We start from the raw sequence: 14,731 nt of genomic DNA on the forward strand, positions 1-14,731 counted from the left end.
CATCCTGAGCCAGGATCAAACTCTCCGAAGAAATGTTTGACTTGCTCAATTAAAAAATAAAAATTAACGTTGACGTTTGTCGCTTTGTTCAGTTTTCAAAGTTCAACCGCCGCTCTTAAGCGACTTTATTATTTTATCAAGTTACCGACGTAATGTCAACAACTTTTTAAAATTCTTTTTTCAGCTTCGTTGTTACTGTTATGTCTCAACGACGCTTTATAATAATATAACGCCCTGCACATAAAGTCAATATGTTTCGAGAAGAAAAATGTTTTTTTCTTACTTTACTTCTTCCCCTACTGAGAAGTAGTTAAACGTAAATAATCTAAATTTTCTAATTTTTATTTATACCTATATTAAAAAAGAAGCCCTTCACAAAAAGAGCTTCTTTCTTATCTTACTAATTAAGGTAAATAACGACGTGCACCTGCATACTCTTCAATATACCCCTTCGTGTTTAAAGGAATCATCTCTACTGTCCGCTCGGAGTTCGGCGAATGAATCATCATACCATCTCCCGCATACATTGCTACATGGTGGACGCTTCCTTTCCCTTGGTTATAGGCAAAGAATAATAAGTCTCCGGGTTGAAGATTGTTCATCTCTACTGGTTTCCCTGCTCTAGACTGTGGGCCTGAGTCACGTGGAATTGTAATACCATGGGACTGGTACATCGTAAACGTAAATCCAGAGCAGTCAAATCCAAAACCACTCATGCCAGCCCATAAATATGGAAGATTTAAAAATGCCTTTCCGCTTTCAACAAGCTCCGTGCCAGTTGGTACAGGAATATCTTTTTGAGAAGCGTAGATTTTTCCTGCTTTTGCAGAAACCCATGCTGTCTTTCCATTTGGTTTTAATACTTTATATGCACTCTTTGATTTTACCAAAAGAGGTAAGCGCGTATTATAGCTAACTTCAATACCTTTCTTTTTCAAAGAAGGCGAATGATATAAATAAGTAGTCGGAGCCGTCACCATTACAAAAGGCTTCTTTGCATACTGTTCGTACCTTTTGCTATAGGTTAATTGTTTAGTAGGCATCCACCCGGGATATCCTAATTCATTTCGAGAAGTAGGCTGTCCGTCTACAGCTACTTTGACCCAATCTCCTTGTCTCTCTAAAACCGTTACTTTGTTTCCATATAACGCTTGTGTCTCAAGCATCCCGTCACTAGATAACTGCTGCTTCTGTTTCAAATTCATCGATGTGGTCCACTTCTTCATATCTACAGGATTAGTAGCTGACGGAGCGTCCACTTCACGCAAGATGTTTGGTGCTGTCCAAAGAGTAGCTGCTGCGACATCTATATAAGCAGTTTCTTTTTCTTCAGAAGCATGAACAGAAGGAACTGCACTGACTCCAAATGTAGCTAAAACAACTGTTGTTACCGTTAAAACCCAACGTTTTATATTCATCGTCTCTCTCCTTCTACTATATTACTATCTTTTTATTTTGAGATAGGAACGGTGATTTCTCCTATTCCAGGAAGATCTGATAAGAAAACCTCTTGACCGCTGTACTTTAATACATCCAGTTCAGTTGAAAGCCAAAGAGGAGCATCTAAGTCAAAATACGTGATATTTGGATGAGCGGCTGCCAGATGAGCAGCTGCTCCCACGGAAAGTGATGGTTCCATCATGCTTCCAATCATACACGCAACACCGTTCGCCTCAGCAATACTCGCGATTTTTCTTGCTTCATTAATGCCTCCGCACTTCATTAGCTTAATATTTAAAAGATCCACGTACCGCCCGCTTACAAGCTTTAATGCATCTTTCGCAGAAAATAGACTCTCATCTGCCATAATGGGTACGTTTACTCGTTCAGTCACAAACTTTAACCCTTCCCAATCATGAGCAGCGACAGGCTGTTCTACCAGTTCAATACCAAAGTTGAGAGTTTCCATTTTATTAATGAATTGCACTGCTTGTTTTGGAGTCCATCCTTGATTTGCATCCAACCGAAGTTTTACATGATCCGGAATGACAGATCGAATATGTTTAATACGCTCAAGGTCTAGCTCAGGAATTGAACCTACCTTCACTTTTAAAATGTCAAATCCGTCCGCTGCACTTTTTTGTGCGTCTTCAGCCATTTTTTCAGGTGTATCAACACTTATCGTCATACACGTAGAGATAGGCTGCTTATCCCCCAAGAAAGCATATAAAGGAATGTTGAGAAACTTTGTATAAGCATCATGCAAAGCGATATCAGCAGCCGCTTTAGCACTTGAATTGTGAATACAGCAGCTTTGAATTTTTTTTAAGAGTTTTTGAAACTGACGTATATCCTCCCCTATTAGCGCTAGTTTAATAGGGCCTTGAAGTGCAGCTTGAATGCCTTCTAAAGAATCGCCTGTAATAACATATGTTGGCGAAGCCGCTCCTTTTCCTTTTATTCCGTTTTCTAACTGAATCTCTACACTTATGCTGTCTATCTCTGTTGCTGTTCGAAGCGCTGTTTTAAACGGAACGAGCAGTGGAACGGTTTGATGCTTTACAGTTATGTCTTTAATTATCATTTCAATCGCTTCCTTTCGATTCAGCACACATATTCTTTTATACCTATTTTGGTTTATTCTTAGATCGCCCCTAAAATTTTGGCGATCATCATACCAAAATAAGTACCTAAGAAGGAACCCATCAGAGCCATAATGACTCCTACCGGAATCAGTGCACGGTTATAAGCAGCTGCAAGCATTGGAGCAGACGCCATTCCGCCAATATTAGCTAAACTGGCTACCCCGAGCGTAAATAAATCATATTTAAATAGTTTAGCTAGCAACAGCATGATCACTAAGTGGACGAACATAATGAGAAAACCAGATACTAAGTAAATAGGAGCCTGAGCTAAATTTGAAAAATCTGATTGAGAAGCAATTAACGCTACAACGATGTATAACATAACGTTTGATACATCGAGCGTACCTGGAATTTTTGCCGCTGGAGTTACAGCAAGCACTAAACCAACGACAGAAGCAATCATAATCGTCCAGCTCGTTGCATTAATAACGGCTCCCACTTCAGGCAAACGCCCTCCGATAAATGTAGACAATGCCGAAACGAACAAACCTAGCCCAAGCAAATAAAGAAGATGCTGAAACTGAGGACATTCTTTTTCGCTTTCAGATGTTGCTGCGACTTCATCTATACTATTCTCAATAAAGCTGACGTCTGCTTTTGTCCATTTATTAAATTTAGATGCAAATGGTACAAGCCAAAACATAAACATAACCCATACGGCATAGTTAATCGTATCCATCATAAGAGCGTAGCCAAATATATTTTCTGGAACATCCAAAATCCCTTGAAGGGCAACCATGTTAGCTGACCCCCCGGTCCAACTTCCTGATAAAGCACCAAAAGCTTTCCACGTATCCTCTACATAGAAATTCTTAAAGATGGCATAGACGAGGATAAAGCCTATCATTATACTAAAAACCGCAACGATGAATCCTCCCAGCATTCTTGGACCAAGTTTAATTACACTTCGAACATCACACTTTAACAGCATAAGCATCAGCATAGCAGGAAGAAGTGCATTTTTAACGCCTGCATACATGGCGGCATTTGACTCGCTATCCCCAAATAATCCTGCCGTTTGCATAAGAGCCGCTCCTATATAAATAAGTACAATACCTGGAATAAACTTAAAAAATCCATTGGCTTTAAATCGTTTTTCAATCCCTACCATGAGCGCAGCAAAGGCAGTTAACACACTCACATACATAAATCCATCTTGAATCATTTATTCTTCCCCCTTCATCTCCCCGAAAATGTTTTTATGCAAAACAAAATCCAGCCCAACGTTTGAAAACGTCAGGCTGGATTTCGTCTAGGTCTATGTAGACAAAGCAGCTGTTATTTGCTGATATTTTTTCTGTGCATCATGAAACGCTACCACCAGCGCTTTTTGGGAAGACCCGAAGTAGCGGCTGTTAATGTCGTCTATAAGGGTGGGATCACTTATATGACGTCCAATAAAAATTGATTGAACAAATCGAACGGTTAACTCAATCGTCGCTGAGCATTCCACATCAATAATTTTTCCATTTGTTTTATCAACTACCAATCCTAGAAAATACTGATTGAACTTTTTAGTAATCGGATTGCTTTGAGGAGCTTTGGCATCTCCAATAATATAGATAGTATCTTGATCATACATGATTTTTTATTCCTCCTAAAAGAGATAACAGACGATGCTAGGGACCGGCAAATGAACGTTTGCGGAGCTACGCAACATGTATTCGCTTTCATAAGGAACATTATAATCTACTCTCAATATATCATCTATAAAACAATTTCACAATATAAATTTTATACTATTCAGAATAAAATAATATTTACCCTATAAAAAAGGCCGTACGAATACATACGGCCTTTCTGCGTCATCCTTTGAACATTGTAGAGGAAAAACGGTTAGGGTAATCTGTCATCACTACTTTTACTGAAGCCTGCTGGAGCTTCAAAAAGTCATTCAGTTCATTAATTGTATATACTCGTAAGTCTAATCCTTCTTGCTTTGCTTTTTTCCCGTACGAAGAAAGAGCAAACGACATATCACAGTGCAGGTGCGCACCTATCGATTTTGCTTTTCCAATCGCATCTTCACTCACCCCTTCAAATAAAAATCCTGTTGGGATATATGAATGGAGAGATCTCACTTTAGCCAAGCTATCATAGTTAAAAGATGACAAAATAACTTGATCTTCTAAATCAAACTCATCGATTAGACGAAGAACTTTTTCCTCAAGTTTTGGATAGTAAATTTGGTCATTTTTTAATTCAATGTTCACGGTCATTTCTGTCTTTTTGTCCATCATCCACTCAAACACTTCTATTAACGTGGGAATTGATTGTTTAGAAAAACGAGAATCATACCAGCTTCCAGCATCGAATAACCGCAGCTGTTTATATGAAAATTCTTGAACATATCCCATTCCATTCGTCGTTCTGTCAATTCGTTCATCGTGAATCACTACTATTTCTCCGTCTTTGGTTAGTTGTACATCCAATTCAATACCTGAAACTCGCATTTTTCTAGCTTCTTCAAATGCAATCATTGTATTTTCAGGATATCGTCCGCTAAAGCCGCGATGCGCATAAAGATCAATTGAATTATTCATTGTCCTCTATCTCCCCTAACTAGTCATTCACTAAATAAAAAGCTCGTCCTCAAAATAACTTGAAAGACGAGCTTCGTAATCATACGTTATTTTTGATTGGCTACTTCTAATGCTCTATTCGTTTCTTTTGCTGCTTGATCAAGTGCTTGTTTCGGCTTTACTCCCTGGTACAGGCTTTCCATTCCTGTTACTACCTTTTGGCGTGATTCCGGAAATACCGAAATTAAAGCGCCTTGTGTTGCCGGAGTTGATTTAGTTTTATGAAGCTGATCAACCGTCACTTTTAGTTGAGGATATTTTTTCCATTCTTTCTTTACGATTTCTTGATCATATGCTTTAGGATTAACCGCAAAATAGCCACTTTCCACGTGCCATTTTGCCTGAACTTCTGGTGTTGCTAAATATTTCATGAAGTCCCACGCCGCTTTAGATGTTTCATCACTAATTCCTTTAGACATCCATAAAGATGCTCCCCCGATAGCTACTCCTTGGCGATCCTCTTCTTTTGGCACAGGAAGATCTGATACACCCACATCAAATGGAGCATTGTCTACTAATGTTTTAATACCTGCTGACGAATCTAAAAACATTGCAATTTTTTTAGATTGAAATGCTGCGCGCATATCGTCCCAGTTTTGCCCTACATTGTAGAAGGTACCTTCTTTGTACATGTCATTGATTAAATTAAATGCGTTTTGTCCTTCTTTTCCATTAAATACTGCCTTCTCGGCATCCCCTTTACGACCGTTTTCGTGATCTACATACAAACCGCCTTGAGAAGCAACTAGCTCTTCAAAGAACCATCCGTAATTTAGAATTGAAAAACCGTATTGTGATGTTTTATTTCCTTGTTTCTCTGTTAGTTTCTTTGCAGCTGCCTTTAATTCATCATACGTTTTTGGTGGATTTTCAGGATCTAACCCTGCTTTTTTAAAGGCATCTTTGTTGTAAACTAACACAGGTGTTGAAGAGTTAAACGGCATTGAATATTGCTTTCCATCTACTTGGTAATAGCTTGAAATATTTTTCTCCCACTGTGAAGTATCGTAGTGGTCTTCATCAATAAATTTTTGAACAGGCTGAACCTTACCACTGTCTATCATGAATTTCGTTCCTACTTCGAACGTTTGCATGATAGCAGGTGCATCTTTAGTTCCTGCTACCGTATTAAATTTTGTTTGTGCTTCCTCATACGTTCCTTGGAAAACGGGCTTTACTTCAACTTTATCCTGAGATTTATTGTACTCATCGACTATTTTATTGAGTGATTTTTCAAGGTCACCGCTCATGGCGTGCCAAAAAACGACTTCTGTTTTACCTGATGCTGTTTTTTTAGTTTCTTGCGCTTCCGAAGAACCAGTTGAGTTTGAGCAAGCGCCTAGAATGACCAGCAAGCATGCCGTTACGATAGCCAATATCTTTTTCATCACATTCACTCTCCTATTTAATTGCACCTTGTGTTAATCCTTTTTGAAGACGTTTTTGACCTAGGAATAATAGTAATAATGTAGGTATAATAACAACCACGACAGCAGCCATAACCACTCCCCAATCAGTTGAAATCTCCTGCGTTTGCATTTGTTTTAAACCAATCTGAACGGTACGAACATCCTCTGTATTTGTAACTAACAGTGGCCATAAATACATATTCCATGTTGTTAAAAAGCTATATACGCCAAGCGTAACTAGACTTGTTTTAGAAACAGGAAGCACAACATTCCAAAAGAAACGAAAGCGGCTGATCCCTGCGACTTGAGAAGCTTCATACAGCTCGCCCGGAATGGTTTTAAACTGTTGACGCAATAAAAATGTTCCAAATGCTAAGGCGAAAAAAGGAATTGTTAATCCCAAATAGTTATTAATCCAGCCTAGCTTTTGTGCTGTTAAAAAGTTAGGAACCATCGTTGCTTCCCATGGAATCATCATCGTAGAAATAAAGAGAAAGAAAATAGCATCTCTTCCTTTAAATTTAATAAATACAAATGCAAAAGCAGCCAAACTTGAAACTAACAGCTGCCCGGCCATGACAAAAATAGATACAGCAAAACTGTTAATTAAATAATGAAGCAGCGGAACTTTTTCAAAAGCATCCCGATAGTTTTCAAATGAAAAAGATGATGGCCAAATCTTCCCTTCCAACACTTCCGCTCCACTCATAAAACTAATGGAAAAAGCGTATAGAATAGGAAACATCAATACTAAAGTAGCTGCAATGAGTAACAAATAAGTTGTCCATTTTCTCGTGATGCTCATTGATAATGTACCTTCCTTTCTCCAAGCTTAAATTGAAGAGCCGTAACCAGTAGAATACAGAAAAACAAAATTGTAGCTTGAGCACTTGCAGAGCCAACATTATAGTTTACAAATGCATCTTTGTAGATTGAATAAACAATGACATTTGTGGAATCTGTAGGCCCGCCTTTTGTTAAAATGTCAATTTGTCCAAACGTTTGAAACGCGTTAATAAACGAAACGGTGATAATAAAAAACAGCGTTGGCGAAAGCATAGGAAGCGTAATTTTACGGAGCTGATACCAATAGCTAACTCCAGCAATACGCGCGTTTTCATACAGCTTTTCATCAATATTTTGTAACCCGCCAAGTAAAATTAAAAAGGTAAACCCAATGTTCATCCAAATCGTAGAGATGGACACAGCAATCAGCGCATACTTAGGATCTAATAACCACTGCACATCATGAATGCCTACAAGATTTAATACTTTATTAATAACACCGATTGTCGGGTTATACATAAACATCCAAATTACAGAAGAAGCCGCTACGCTCATTCCCATCGTAGATGAAAACATTGTTCTGAAAAAACCAATTCCTTTTAGCTTTTCATTTGCGATTAGCGCTAGGAATAATGCAATAATTAAGCCAATAGGCACCGTGTATAGTACAAATAAAAAAGTGGCTTTCATACTTTGTAAAAAGTTTGGATCTGTAAATAGATAAAAGAAATTTTGTAATCCTACAAATTTCAAGGGATTTCCCTGTGTGTCTGTAATAAAAAGACTTAAATATAAGGTCTTAATCATTGGGTAGAAAAGAAATACACCAAATAACAATAATGATGGCAGCAAGTAAGATAATCCTACCAATAGGTTAGGCATTGACTTCTTTTCTTGTGGATTTGATGAAACAGAAACAGACGAGTTTGCTGTTTTGGTAACAGCACTCATACAAATGCCCCCTTTACAGTTAAATCTTCCGTTGATGGTTCATAGTGCAAGCATGAACCTGTATCACTATCAAATAAAAACAGGTGTTTTGGATCGATAAAAATAGGGACGCGCTCTCCCACTTTTATATTCCATTGACCGTTCCACTTAGCCATCCACTGTTTGTCTCCCATTTGAAATGTAAGCAGTGTTTCCGTTCCTAGAATTTCGACATTATCTACCTCCACGATAAAGCTGGTGTTGTCGTTTGTCGCAAGCTGAACGTGCTCAGGTCTTACTCCAACCACAACTTCCTTTTTACCGCTAAGGTTGTTGTATGATGCACTCATAGAAATAGCTCTTCTATCTTCAAAAACGAGTAAGTTATTTTCTATAGAAACGTTTGATAAGTTCATAGGGGGAGAACCTATAAACGACGCTACGAACGTGTTTGCCGGTGCATTGTAAATATCGAGCGGACGCCCAACCTGCTGAATATTACCTCCATTTAAAATCATCATTCGATCCGCCATCGTCATCGCTTCCGTTTGATCATGCGTGACATAAATCATCGTAATACCTAACTTACGCTGAATCTGGCGAATTTCTGATCTCATCTTTGCTCGCAGCTTCGCATCCAAGTTGGATAACGGCTCATCCATCAGGCAAATAGGTGAATGAGTAACTATAGCACGTGCGAGTGCTACACGCTGACGCTGTCCTCCCGAAAGCTGTCTAGGCTTTCGTTTTAAATATTCACTTAAACCAAGCATTTCTGCTGCTTCCCTACAGCGCTTGTGCTGTTCTTGCTTTGAAATCTTCTTTGTATGCAGACCAAAAAGAATATTTTGTTCTACTGTCAAATGCGGATATAAAGCATAGTTTTGAAACACCATGGACAAATCGCGCTGACTTGGAAGCAGTTTATTTGCTTTTACATCCCCGATTAGCAACTCTCCCTGTGTGACTTCTTCTAATCCGGCAATCATTCGCAGCATTGTACTTTTCCCGCACCCTGAAGGACCTACTAATACGAAGAATTCTCCAGGTTCAATTGTGACATTAATATCTTGAATGACATTTGTTTTTTGATCGTATGACTTTCCAACGTTAACTAACTCTACTTTTTTCATTAAAAACGCTCCTTTCTCGCTCATTCATATTTTTTCCATAGCCATGATTTTCCTGTAGAAACTGCCGTAGCCCCTGCTTTTAAAGCTGCTTGGATATGGCTTTCATTTTGAATGAGTCCACCTGTAATAATAGGGATACTTGTTTTTTTAACGATTTTCTCTATCATCTCCGGAATCAATCCTGGCATTAGTTCTAATGCATCCGGTTTAATATCTTGAACGGTTTTTAACCCTTGTGCCACTGCGTCTGTATCAACTAAAAACAGCCGCTGAATAGCAACCAGCCCTTCCTGTTTTGCGTAATTAATGAGTGAACTTTTAGTGGTTACGATACCTGTGGGCTTTACAAACTTAGCGAGAAATTTAAGCCCTTCCCGGTCATAGCTAATTCCCGGAATTTTTTCAATGTGTAAGAAAACCGTTCGATTATGCTGTTTGAGTAAATCTACATAGCGTTTAATTACACTGATGTTTCCCGTTAATAAAAAGGCGGCCTGGATCTCTGTTTCTAAAAATTGCTCTAAATTTTTCGGACTTTTAATGGATGCAATTAAACGATCTTGTCCAAGCTGTTGTAAGAAATCTGCTTCCTTATTCAAAACGATTCCTTCCTTTCATTTATAAAAAAACCACAAAAAACGCATAGGATGTTTATATAGACCTATTGTTTTTTGTGGTTTCTCAATTTCATAACCTTAGTAACTATTCACTTATCGTTCACATGTTTTATAATAATGGTTATTTGTGAAGGCAATATAAAGAAGCTGTTGAGTTTTGTAAAGTAAACGTATAGTTCCTGTAAATCTGCTGAAGATAAAAAAAGCCGTTGATTTCTCAACGGCTTCACAGTGCACATTCTTCGATTTCAAATCCTAAATCTTCAATTAATCCCCAGTCAGCTGTAGGTTCTTGACCTTGAGTCGTTAAATAATCGCCTACAAAAATTGAGTTTGCAGCAAACAAACCAAGCGGCTGAAGTGATCTGAGGTTAACTTCTCTGCCTCCTGAAATTCGAATTTCTTTGGTTGGATTTACAAAACGCATCATCGCTAACAGCTTTAAGCATTGCATTGGCTTTAACGCCTTTTTGTCTTCTAGAGGCGTTCCTGGAACGGCAACAAGAAAATTGCATGGAATAGAATCTGCATCTAACTTTTTAATTTGAAAAGCTAATTCAACGGCTTGTTCATTTGTCTCGCCCATTCCAAAAATTGCACCGGAACAAGGTGACAAACCTGCTTTTTTAGATGTAGTAACCGTATCGACTCGATCTTCATAGCCATGCGTAGAACAAATATTGTCATAGTTATCAGCGTGAGTATTTAAATTATGATTATAGCGATGAACACCCGCCTCGACTAGTTCGTGTGCTTGATCATCTGTTAAAAATCCTAGACAGGCACAGATTTTCAAGTCTGTCTTTTGACGAATTTCCTTTACCGCTCCCACTACGTGCGCTACTTCTTTATCAGTAGGGCGGCGGCCTGACGCTACGATACAATATGTACCTGCTTTTCTTTTTTGAGCTTCAAAAGCACCTTCTACAATTTTCTCTTTTGTTAACCACGCATACTTATCAATCGGCGCTTCTGATACAATCGACTGCGAACAATATCCACAGTCTTCTGGGCATAAACCCGATTTAGTATTAATAATCATATTAAGCTTTACTTTTTTTCCATAATGATGATGACGAATTAAGTACGCGGCATTCATGACCTCTAACACTTCTTCATCCGGTACATAAAGAAGTTGAAGCGCTTCTTTATATGTAATTTCTTTCCCTTTAATAATAGACTGAGCAAGTGCTTTCCAATCTCTTAAACTTGTGGTTTCCATCGATTCCCCTCCACTTTAGTAAACTAAAAAAATATAAAGTTAACAATTATAACTAAAAGTTACCATTATCACGCCTTTTATGTCAACACTTCATAAATAATAGTTAACTTAAAGAGGCTGGGACAAAAGTAGTTGAGCCCAAGTAAAAAACGAACCATTCATCAACCTGTTTGATGAGTGGTTCGTTTTCTTTTTGATGATGCATATCGTTTTATTTGTTTCGTTCCTTCTAGCAGTTGATTGGAGGGCAAGGCGAAGACTCCTGCGGGAAAAGCGGAACAGGTGAGACCCCGCAGGAGCAAAAGCGAAGCCTTGCACGGAAATCAATTGCGGTGTCATAAGCAGTCCAGCTCATGTATCTCATTTGTTCATCTTTCGATTGGATTTATTTCGTTATGTCCCAGCCTCTTTGCTTATTGCGCTTGCAGTGTGTAAATAACCGATACAAAGTCTCCAGATTTTTCATCGTATGCTTCAACACCCGGATATTCATGAGTTAGAGCAATTCCTGCGTACATGAGCTCATCTCCATAAGCTGTTTGGTCTGTTTCCATCACTGTATATTCATAATCAGGATGAAGCCCTTTTAGCTCAATGCGTTCATAAGAAGGATTTGATCTAGCTAATACTTGATAATAACCGATGATTGCCTGCTTTTGATCGGATGAAACAACCATCCAGCTCGTCACATTTCCATCTTGTTCAAACGGACTTTTTAATCGATAGAATCTTCCATTTTGAATAAGAGATCGGTATTTTTTATAATACTGAATTTGTTTTTTTACCGTTTCTTTTTCATCTTCTGTCATCAGCGTAACATCTAACTCATAACCGAATGCGCCAAAATACGCAACGTCTCCTCTTGTTTCTAGACTTGTTACTCTGCGTACTTGATGATTTGGTACGGCTGATACGTGTGCTCCCATTGAACTGATTGGATAAGCAAAAGAAGTGCCGTACTGAATTTTTAGACGTTCAATCGCGTCCGTGTTATCGCTCGTCCAAGCTTGAGGAGCATAATAAAGCATTCCCGGATCAAATCTAGCGCCCCCGCTTGCACACGATTCAAATAAAATATCCGGAAACTTCTTTGTTAGTCGCTCATACAAATCATATACTCCTAAAATGTAGCGATGTACTACTTCAAACTGGCGATTCGCGGGTAGCCCAACAGATCCAATCTCCGTTATATTTCGGTTCATATCCCATTTTATATACGAGATAGGTGCTTCACTTAAAATAGCTTCCATTCGTTCATAAATATAATTCACTACTTCTTCTCGTGAAAAATCAAGCACATATTGATTTCGTCCATGAGACTGATGACGATTTGGCACATGAATCAACCAATCTGGATGCTTTTCATACAAGTTGCTTTGCTTTGAAATCATTTCAGGTTCAAACCATAATCCAAAGTCCATACCTAAATCCGTTACTTTTTGAGCCAATGATTTCATACCGCCCGGAAGCTTATTTTCATCTACAAACCAGTCTCCAAGAGAAGTTGTATCATCATTACGTTTACCAAACCAGCCGTCATCCAATACAAAAAGTTCAACGCCCAGCTTTTGTGCTTCTTTGGCAATGTGTACAATTTTCTCTTCGTTAAAATCAAAATACGTCGCTTCCCAGTTATTAATTAAAACTGGTCGCTCTAAATCCCGCCATTTTCCTCTAGCGAGACGCTTGCGATAAAGCTCATGATACTCTTGGCTAAGACCGTTTAGCCCGTTATTTGAATAAGCCAATACTAGTTCTGGTGATTGAAAAGTTTGTCCACTTTCTAGTCGCCACTGAAAATCAAAAGGGTGAATACCCATCGTTATTCTTGATACATTATAGTGATCTACTTCCACTTGTCCAAGAAAGTTTCCGCTGTATACAAGACTAAAACCATACGCTTCTCCACTGTGTTCAGTTGCAGCTGGATTCTTTAAAATTAAAAATGGGTTTTGCTGACTGCTGCTTGTACCTCTCGCACTAGAAATACTTTGAATACCCGGCTGAAGCATTCTTGTTTTCACGTGTCTCTCTCGAATCCATGCACCGGAAAGCTGAACCATTTCATAGTTTGATGTGGGCAAATCAATGCTGCCGCTCATGATACGCAAAATATCGACTGGTTCTTCTCCTCTATGTTCAAATCGTGCGTGACGCGTAATAATATTTCGGTCTTCGTAAACGGTATACGTTAAAATAAGTGATGCATTGAGCAATTTATCAATTAGTTCAACTTCTACACTCGTGGCTTCACTTTCTTCTTCTACGTATGTAGCAGGTAAGCCGTTTAATGGCTTCTTGCCCTTGTAAATTTTATGGTTATCGTATTCAAAATTGGTGACTCGGCTTCCGTTTTGCTGAAGAAGTTGGTAGGCTGGCTCTCTGAAGTCTGTTGTCCCATAAGAAGGATACTCTTGTTTGATTGTTTCAAGAGAAAATGCTAGTTCTCCTTCATAGACCGAAGCGCTAGCTCCTCTTGTTTCCACACGTAAAAAATGCTGAAAAGACGGACGGTGCTTAAGCTTTTTTCCATAGTACAAGTGACCAAGCTGCTCGTTTTTCAACACTGAAAAGATATAACTTACATCGCGGCCCTGCAGGTGAAACTCCTTTGTACGTTCATTAAATAAGATCCCCACTCTATCTCTCTCCTCACCATCAAATATCTAACGAGACATTTCCTTTTTCATCTATTGCCGTTGCATGCTCAACAGCAGATGCTAGATTAATCTCTTTTCTTTCATACCATTTCGCTAAATCTTTGAATAACTCTTCTGTTTCAATCATTCTTGTATCTACTCGCAGTTCAGTTTCGTAGCTATGAAGAGACCAAGTGCTTTCACTAAATAAGTTCATCTCCACATCTAGACACATTTCCTTCCAATTGGGGGCACACCGAATAGGGTGAAGTATGTCTGAACATGCAATAGTGTAGCGGTTAGAGCCATTTTTATTCATAAAACAATGAACAGAAGAGGTACTCACATCTCCCTGACTAGTTTGTATAGATTTATATAGCTGGATATCTAACAACGGAACGCTCCATTTTAACGCCATTTTTGGAAGACTTCTTTTTTTAATCGACTTGACCGTTAATTTAATAAAATAAACACCATCTTTTTTTGTTTCATCCAATACAACATGCACACCTGGTTCCTTGTTTATCTCCAAGTTTATATAGGGTGTAGCAATCACTTCCTTCATCTCCTTTATCATCATTATAAGTTTATACACCCGCAAAAATGTAACCGCATTCAAAAGTTTGTTTTCGTATTTATTACAAGTAGATCATACTAATCGAAAGCTTTTTTACTTTCTTTCATTTTATGTAAAATGCTTTCTAGACTCAATGGTAAAAATCAAAGTGAAAAAAAGCATTTTTTTGCTTTATCTAGTAATTAACTAAACGCTCTTTATCTCTTAGCGCGCAATTTTCTCTTCTTTTTCAAAAAAAGATGACAAATCTA

At 38.4% G+C, this 14,731-nt stretch carries 13 protein-coding genes; all 13 read right to left on the minus strand.

Annotated features, from left to right (window positions below):
• Positions 1 to 404: 404 nt before the first annotated feature.
• The 13 genes from ACNHOZ_RS27835 to ACNHOZ_RS27895 all read right to left on the minus strand — a co-directional run bounded on the left by ACNHOZ_RS27835 (position 405) and on the right by ACNHOZ_RS27895 (position 14,468).
• Positions 405 to 1,418: a C40 family peptidase gene (locus ACNHOZ_RS27835; RefSeq protein WP_048022256.1), complete on the minus strand. Its 1,014-nt coding sequence runs from the start codon at positions 1,416 to 1,418 to the stop codon at positions 405 to 407.
• Positions 1,419 to 1,450: 32 nt separating this feature from the next.
• The gene (locus ACNHOZ_RS27840; protein WP_048022257.1) at positions 1,451 to 2,524 is read right to left on the minus strand and encodes a dipeptide epimerase; all 1,074 of its coding nucleotides are present in this window, start codon (positions 2,522 to 2,524) and stop codon (positions 1,451 to 1,453) included.
• A 59-nt stretch (positions 2,525 to 2,583) separates the two neighbouring features.
• On the minus strand, positions 2,584 to 3,750 hold the full coding sequence (locus ACNHOZ_RS27845) for a DUF819 family protein (RefSeq protein ID WP_048022259.1): 1,167 nt from the start codon (positions 3,748 to 3,750) through the stop codon (positions 2,584 to 2,586).
• 93 nt (positions 3,751 to 3,843) lie between these two features.
• Positions 3,844 to 4,167, minus strand: coding sequence for a DUF3870 domain-containing protein (locus ACNHOZ_RS27850; RefSeq protein WP_028412670.1), 324 nt, complete (start codon positions 4,165 to 4,167; stop codon positions 3,844 to 3,846).
• A gap of 223 nt (positions 4,168 to 4,390) precedes the next feature.
• Positions 4,391 to 5,128, minus strand: a complete 738-nt coding sequence (locus tag ACNHOZ_RS27855) for a glycerophosphodiester phosphodiesterase (RefSeq protein WP_028412671.1) — start codon at positions 5,126 to 5,128, stop codon at positions 4,391 to 4,393.
• Between the two features lie 86 nt (positions 5,129 to 5,214).
• Positions 5,215 to 6,555, minus strand: coding sequence for an ABC transporter substrate-binding protein (locus ACNHOZ_RS27860; protein ID WP_028412672.1), 1,341 nt, complete (start codon positions 6,553 to 6,555; stop codon positions 5,215 to 5,217).
• 13 nt (positions 6,556 to 6,568) lie between these two features.
• Positions 6,569 to 7,381, minus strand: coding sequence for a carbohydrate ABC transporter permease (locus ACNHOZ_RS27865; RefSeq protein ID WP_028412673.1), 813 nt, complete (start codon positions 7,379 to 7,381; stop codon positions 6,569 to 6,571).
• Complete coding sequence (locus ACNHOZ_RS27870) at positions 7,378 to 8,313, minus strand: carbohydrate ABC transporter permease (protein WP_048022261.1); 936 nt, start codon at positions 8,311 to 8,313, stop codon at positions 7,378 to 7,380. The genes ACNHOZ_RS27865 and ACNHOZ_RS27870 overlap by 4 nt, the downstream gene beginning before the upstream one ends.
• Positions 8,310 to 9,425: an ABC transporter ATP-binding protein gene (locus ACNHOZ_RS27875; RefSeq protein ID WP_028412675.1), complete on the minus strand. Its 1,116-nt coding sequence runs from the start codon at positions 9,423 to 9,425 to the stop codon at positions 8,310 to 8,312. Before ACNHOZ_RS27875 ends, ACNHOZ_RS27870 begins: the two co-directional genes overlap by 4 nt.
• Before the next feature lie 20 nt (positions 9,426 to 9,445).
• A complete protein-coding gene (locus ACNHOZ_RS27880; RefSeq protein WP_028412676.1) occupies positions 9,446 to 10,024 on the minus strand; it encodes a glycerol-3-phosphate responsive antiterminator in 579 nt (192 codons plus the stop codon).
• Between the two features lie 244 nt (positions 10,025 to 10,268).
• A complete protein-coding gene (bioB, locus tag ACNHOZ_RS27885; protein ID WP_034264346.1) occupies positions 10,269 to 11,264 on the minus strand; it encodes a biotin synthase BioB in 996 nt (331 codons plus the stop codon).
• A 413-nt stretch (positions 11,265 to 11,677) separates the two neighbouring features.
• Positions 11,678 to 13,903 carry an alpha-galactosidase gene (locus tag ACNHOZ_RS27890; RefSeq protein WP_048022263.1) on the minus strand — a complete coding sequence of 742 codons (2,226 nt, stop codon included), beginning with the start codon at positions 13,901 to 13,903 and terminating at the stop codon, positions 11,678 to 11,680.
• Between the two features lie 19 nt (positions 13,904 to 13,922).
• Positions 13,923 to 14,468 (minus strand): hypothetical protein, encoded by a 546-nt coding sequence (locus ACNHOZ_RS27895; protein WP_230683514.1) that lies wholly within the window; start codon positions 14,466 to 14,468, stop codon positions 13,923 to 13,925.
• Positions 14,469 to 14,731 lie beyond the last annotated feature (263 nt).

Source organism: Priestia sp. D51 (genome assembly GCF_053345675.1).

What these genes read in the sequence shown, in the direction of transcription:
- ACNHOZ_RS27835 (WP_048022256.1), bottom strand. Translation starts at nt 1,418, where the DNA reads ATGAATATAAAACGTTGGGTTTTAACGGTAACAACAGTTGTTTTAGCT.
- ACNHOZ_RS27840 (WP_048022257.1), bottom strand. Translation starts at nt 2,524, where the DNA reads ATGATAATTAAAGACATAACTGTAAAGCATCAAACCGTTCCACTGCTC.
- ACNHOZ_RS27845 (WP_048022259.1), bottom strand. Translation starts at nt 3,750, where the DNA reads ATGATTCAAGATGGATTTATGTATGTGAGTGTGTTAACTGCCTTTGCT.
- ACNHOZ_RS27850 (WP_028412670.1), bottom strand. Translation starts at nt 4,167, where the DNA reads ATGTATGATCAAGATACTATCTATATTATTGGAGATGCCAAAGCTCCT.
- ACNHOZ_RS27855 (WP_028412671.1), bottom strand. Translation starts at nt 5,128, where the DNA reads ATGAATAATTCAATTGATCTTTATGCGCATCGCGGCTTTAGCGGACGA.
- ACNHOZ_RS27860 (WP_028412672.1), bottom strand. Translation starts at nt 6,555, where the DNA reads ATGAAAAAGATATTGGCTATCGTAACGGCATGCTTGCTGGTCATTCTA.
- ACNHOZ_RS27865 (WP_028412673.1), bottom strand. Translation starts at nt 7,381, where the DNA reads ATGAGCATCACGAGAAAATGGACAACTTATTTGTTACTCATTGCAGCT.
- ACNHOZ_RS27870 (WP_048022261.1), bottom strand. Translation starts at nt 8,313, where the DNA reads ATGAGTGCTGTTACCAAAACAGCAAACTCGTCTGTTTCTGTTTCATCA.
- ACNHOZ_RS27875 (WP_028412675.1), bottom strand. Translation starts at nt 9,425, where the DNA reads ATGAAAAAAGTAGAGTTAGTTAACGTTGGAAAGTCATACGATCAAAAA.
- bioB (WP_034264346.1), bottom strand. Translation starts at nt 11,264, where the DNA reads ATGGAAACCACAAGTTTAAGAGATTGGAAAGCACTTGCTCAGTCTATT.
- ACNHOZ_RS27895 (WP_230683514.1), bottom strand. Translation starts at nt 14,468, where the DNA reads ATGAAGGAAGTGATTGCTACACCCTATATAAACTTGGAGATAAACAAG.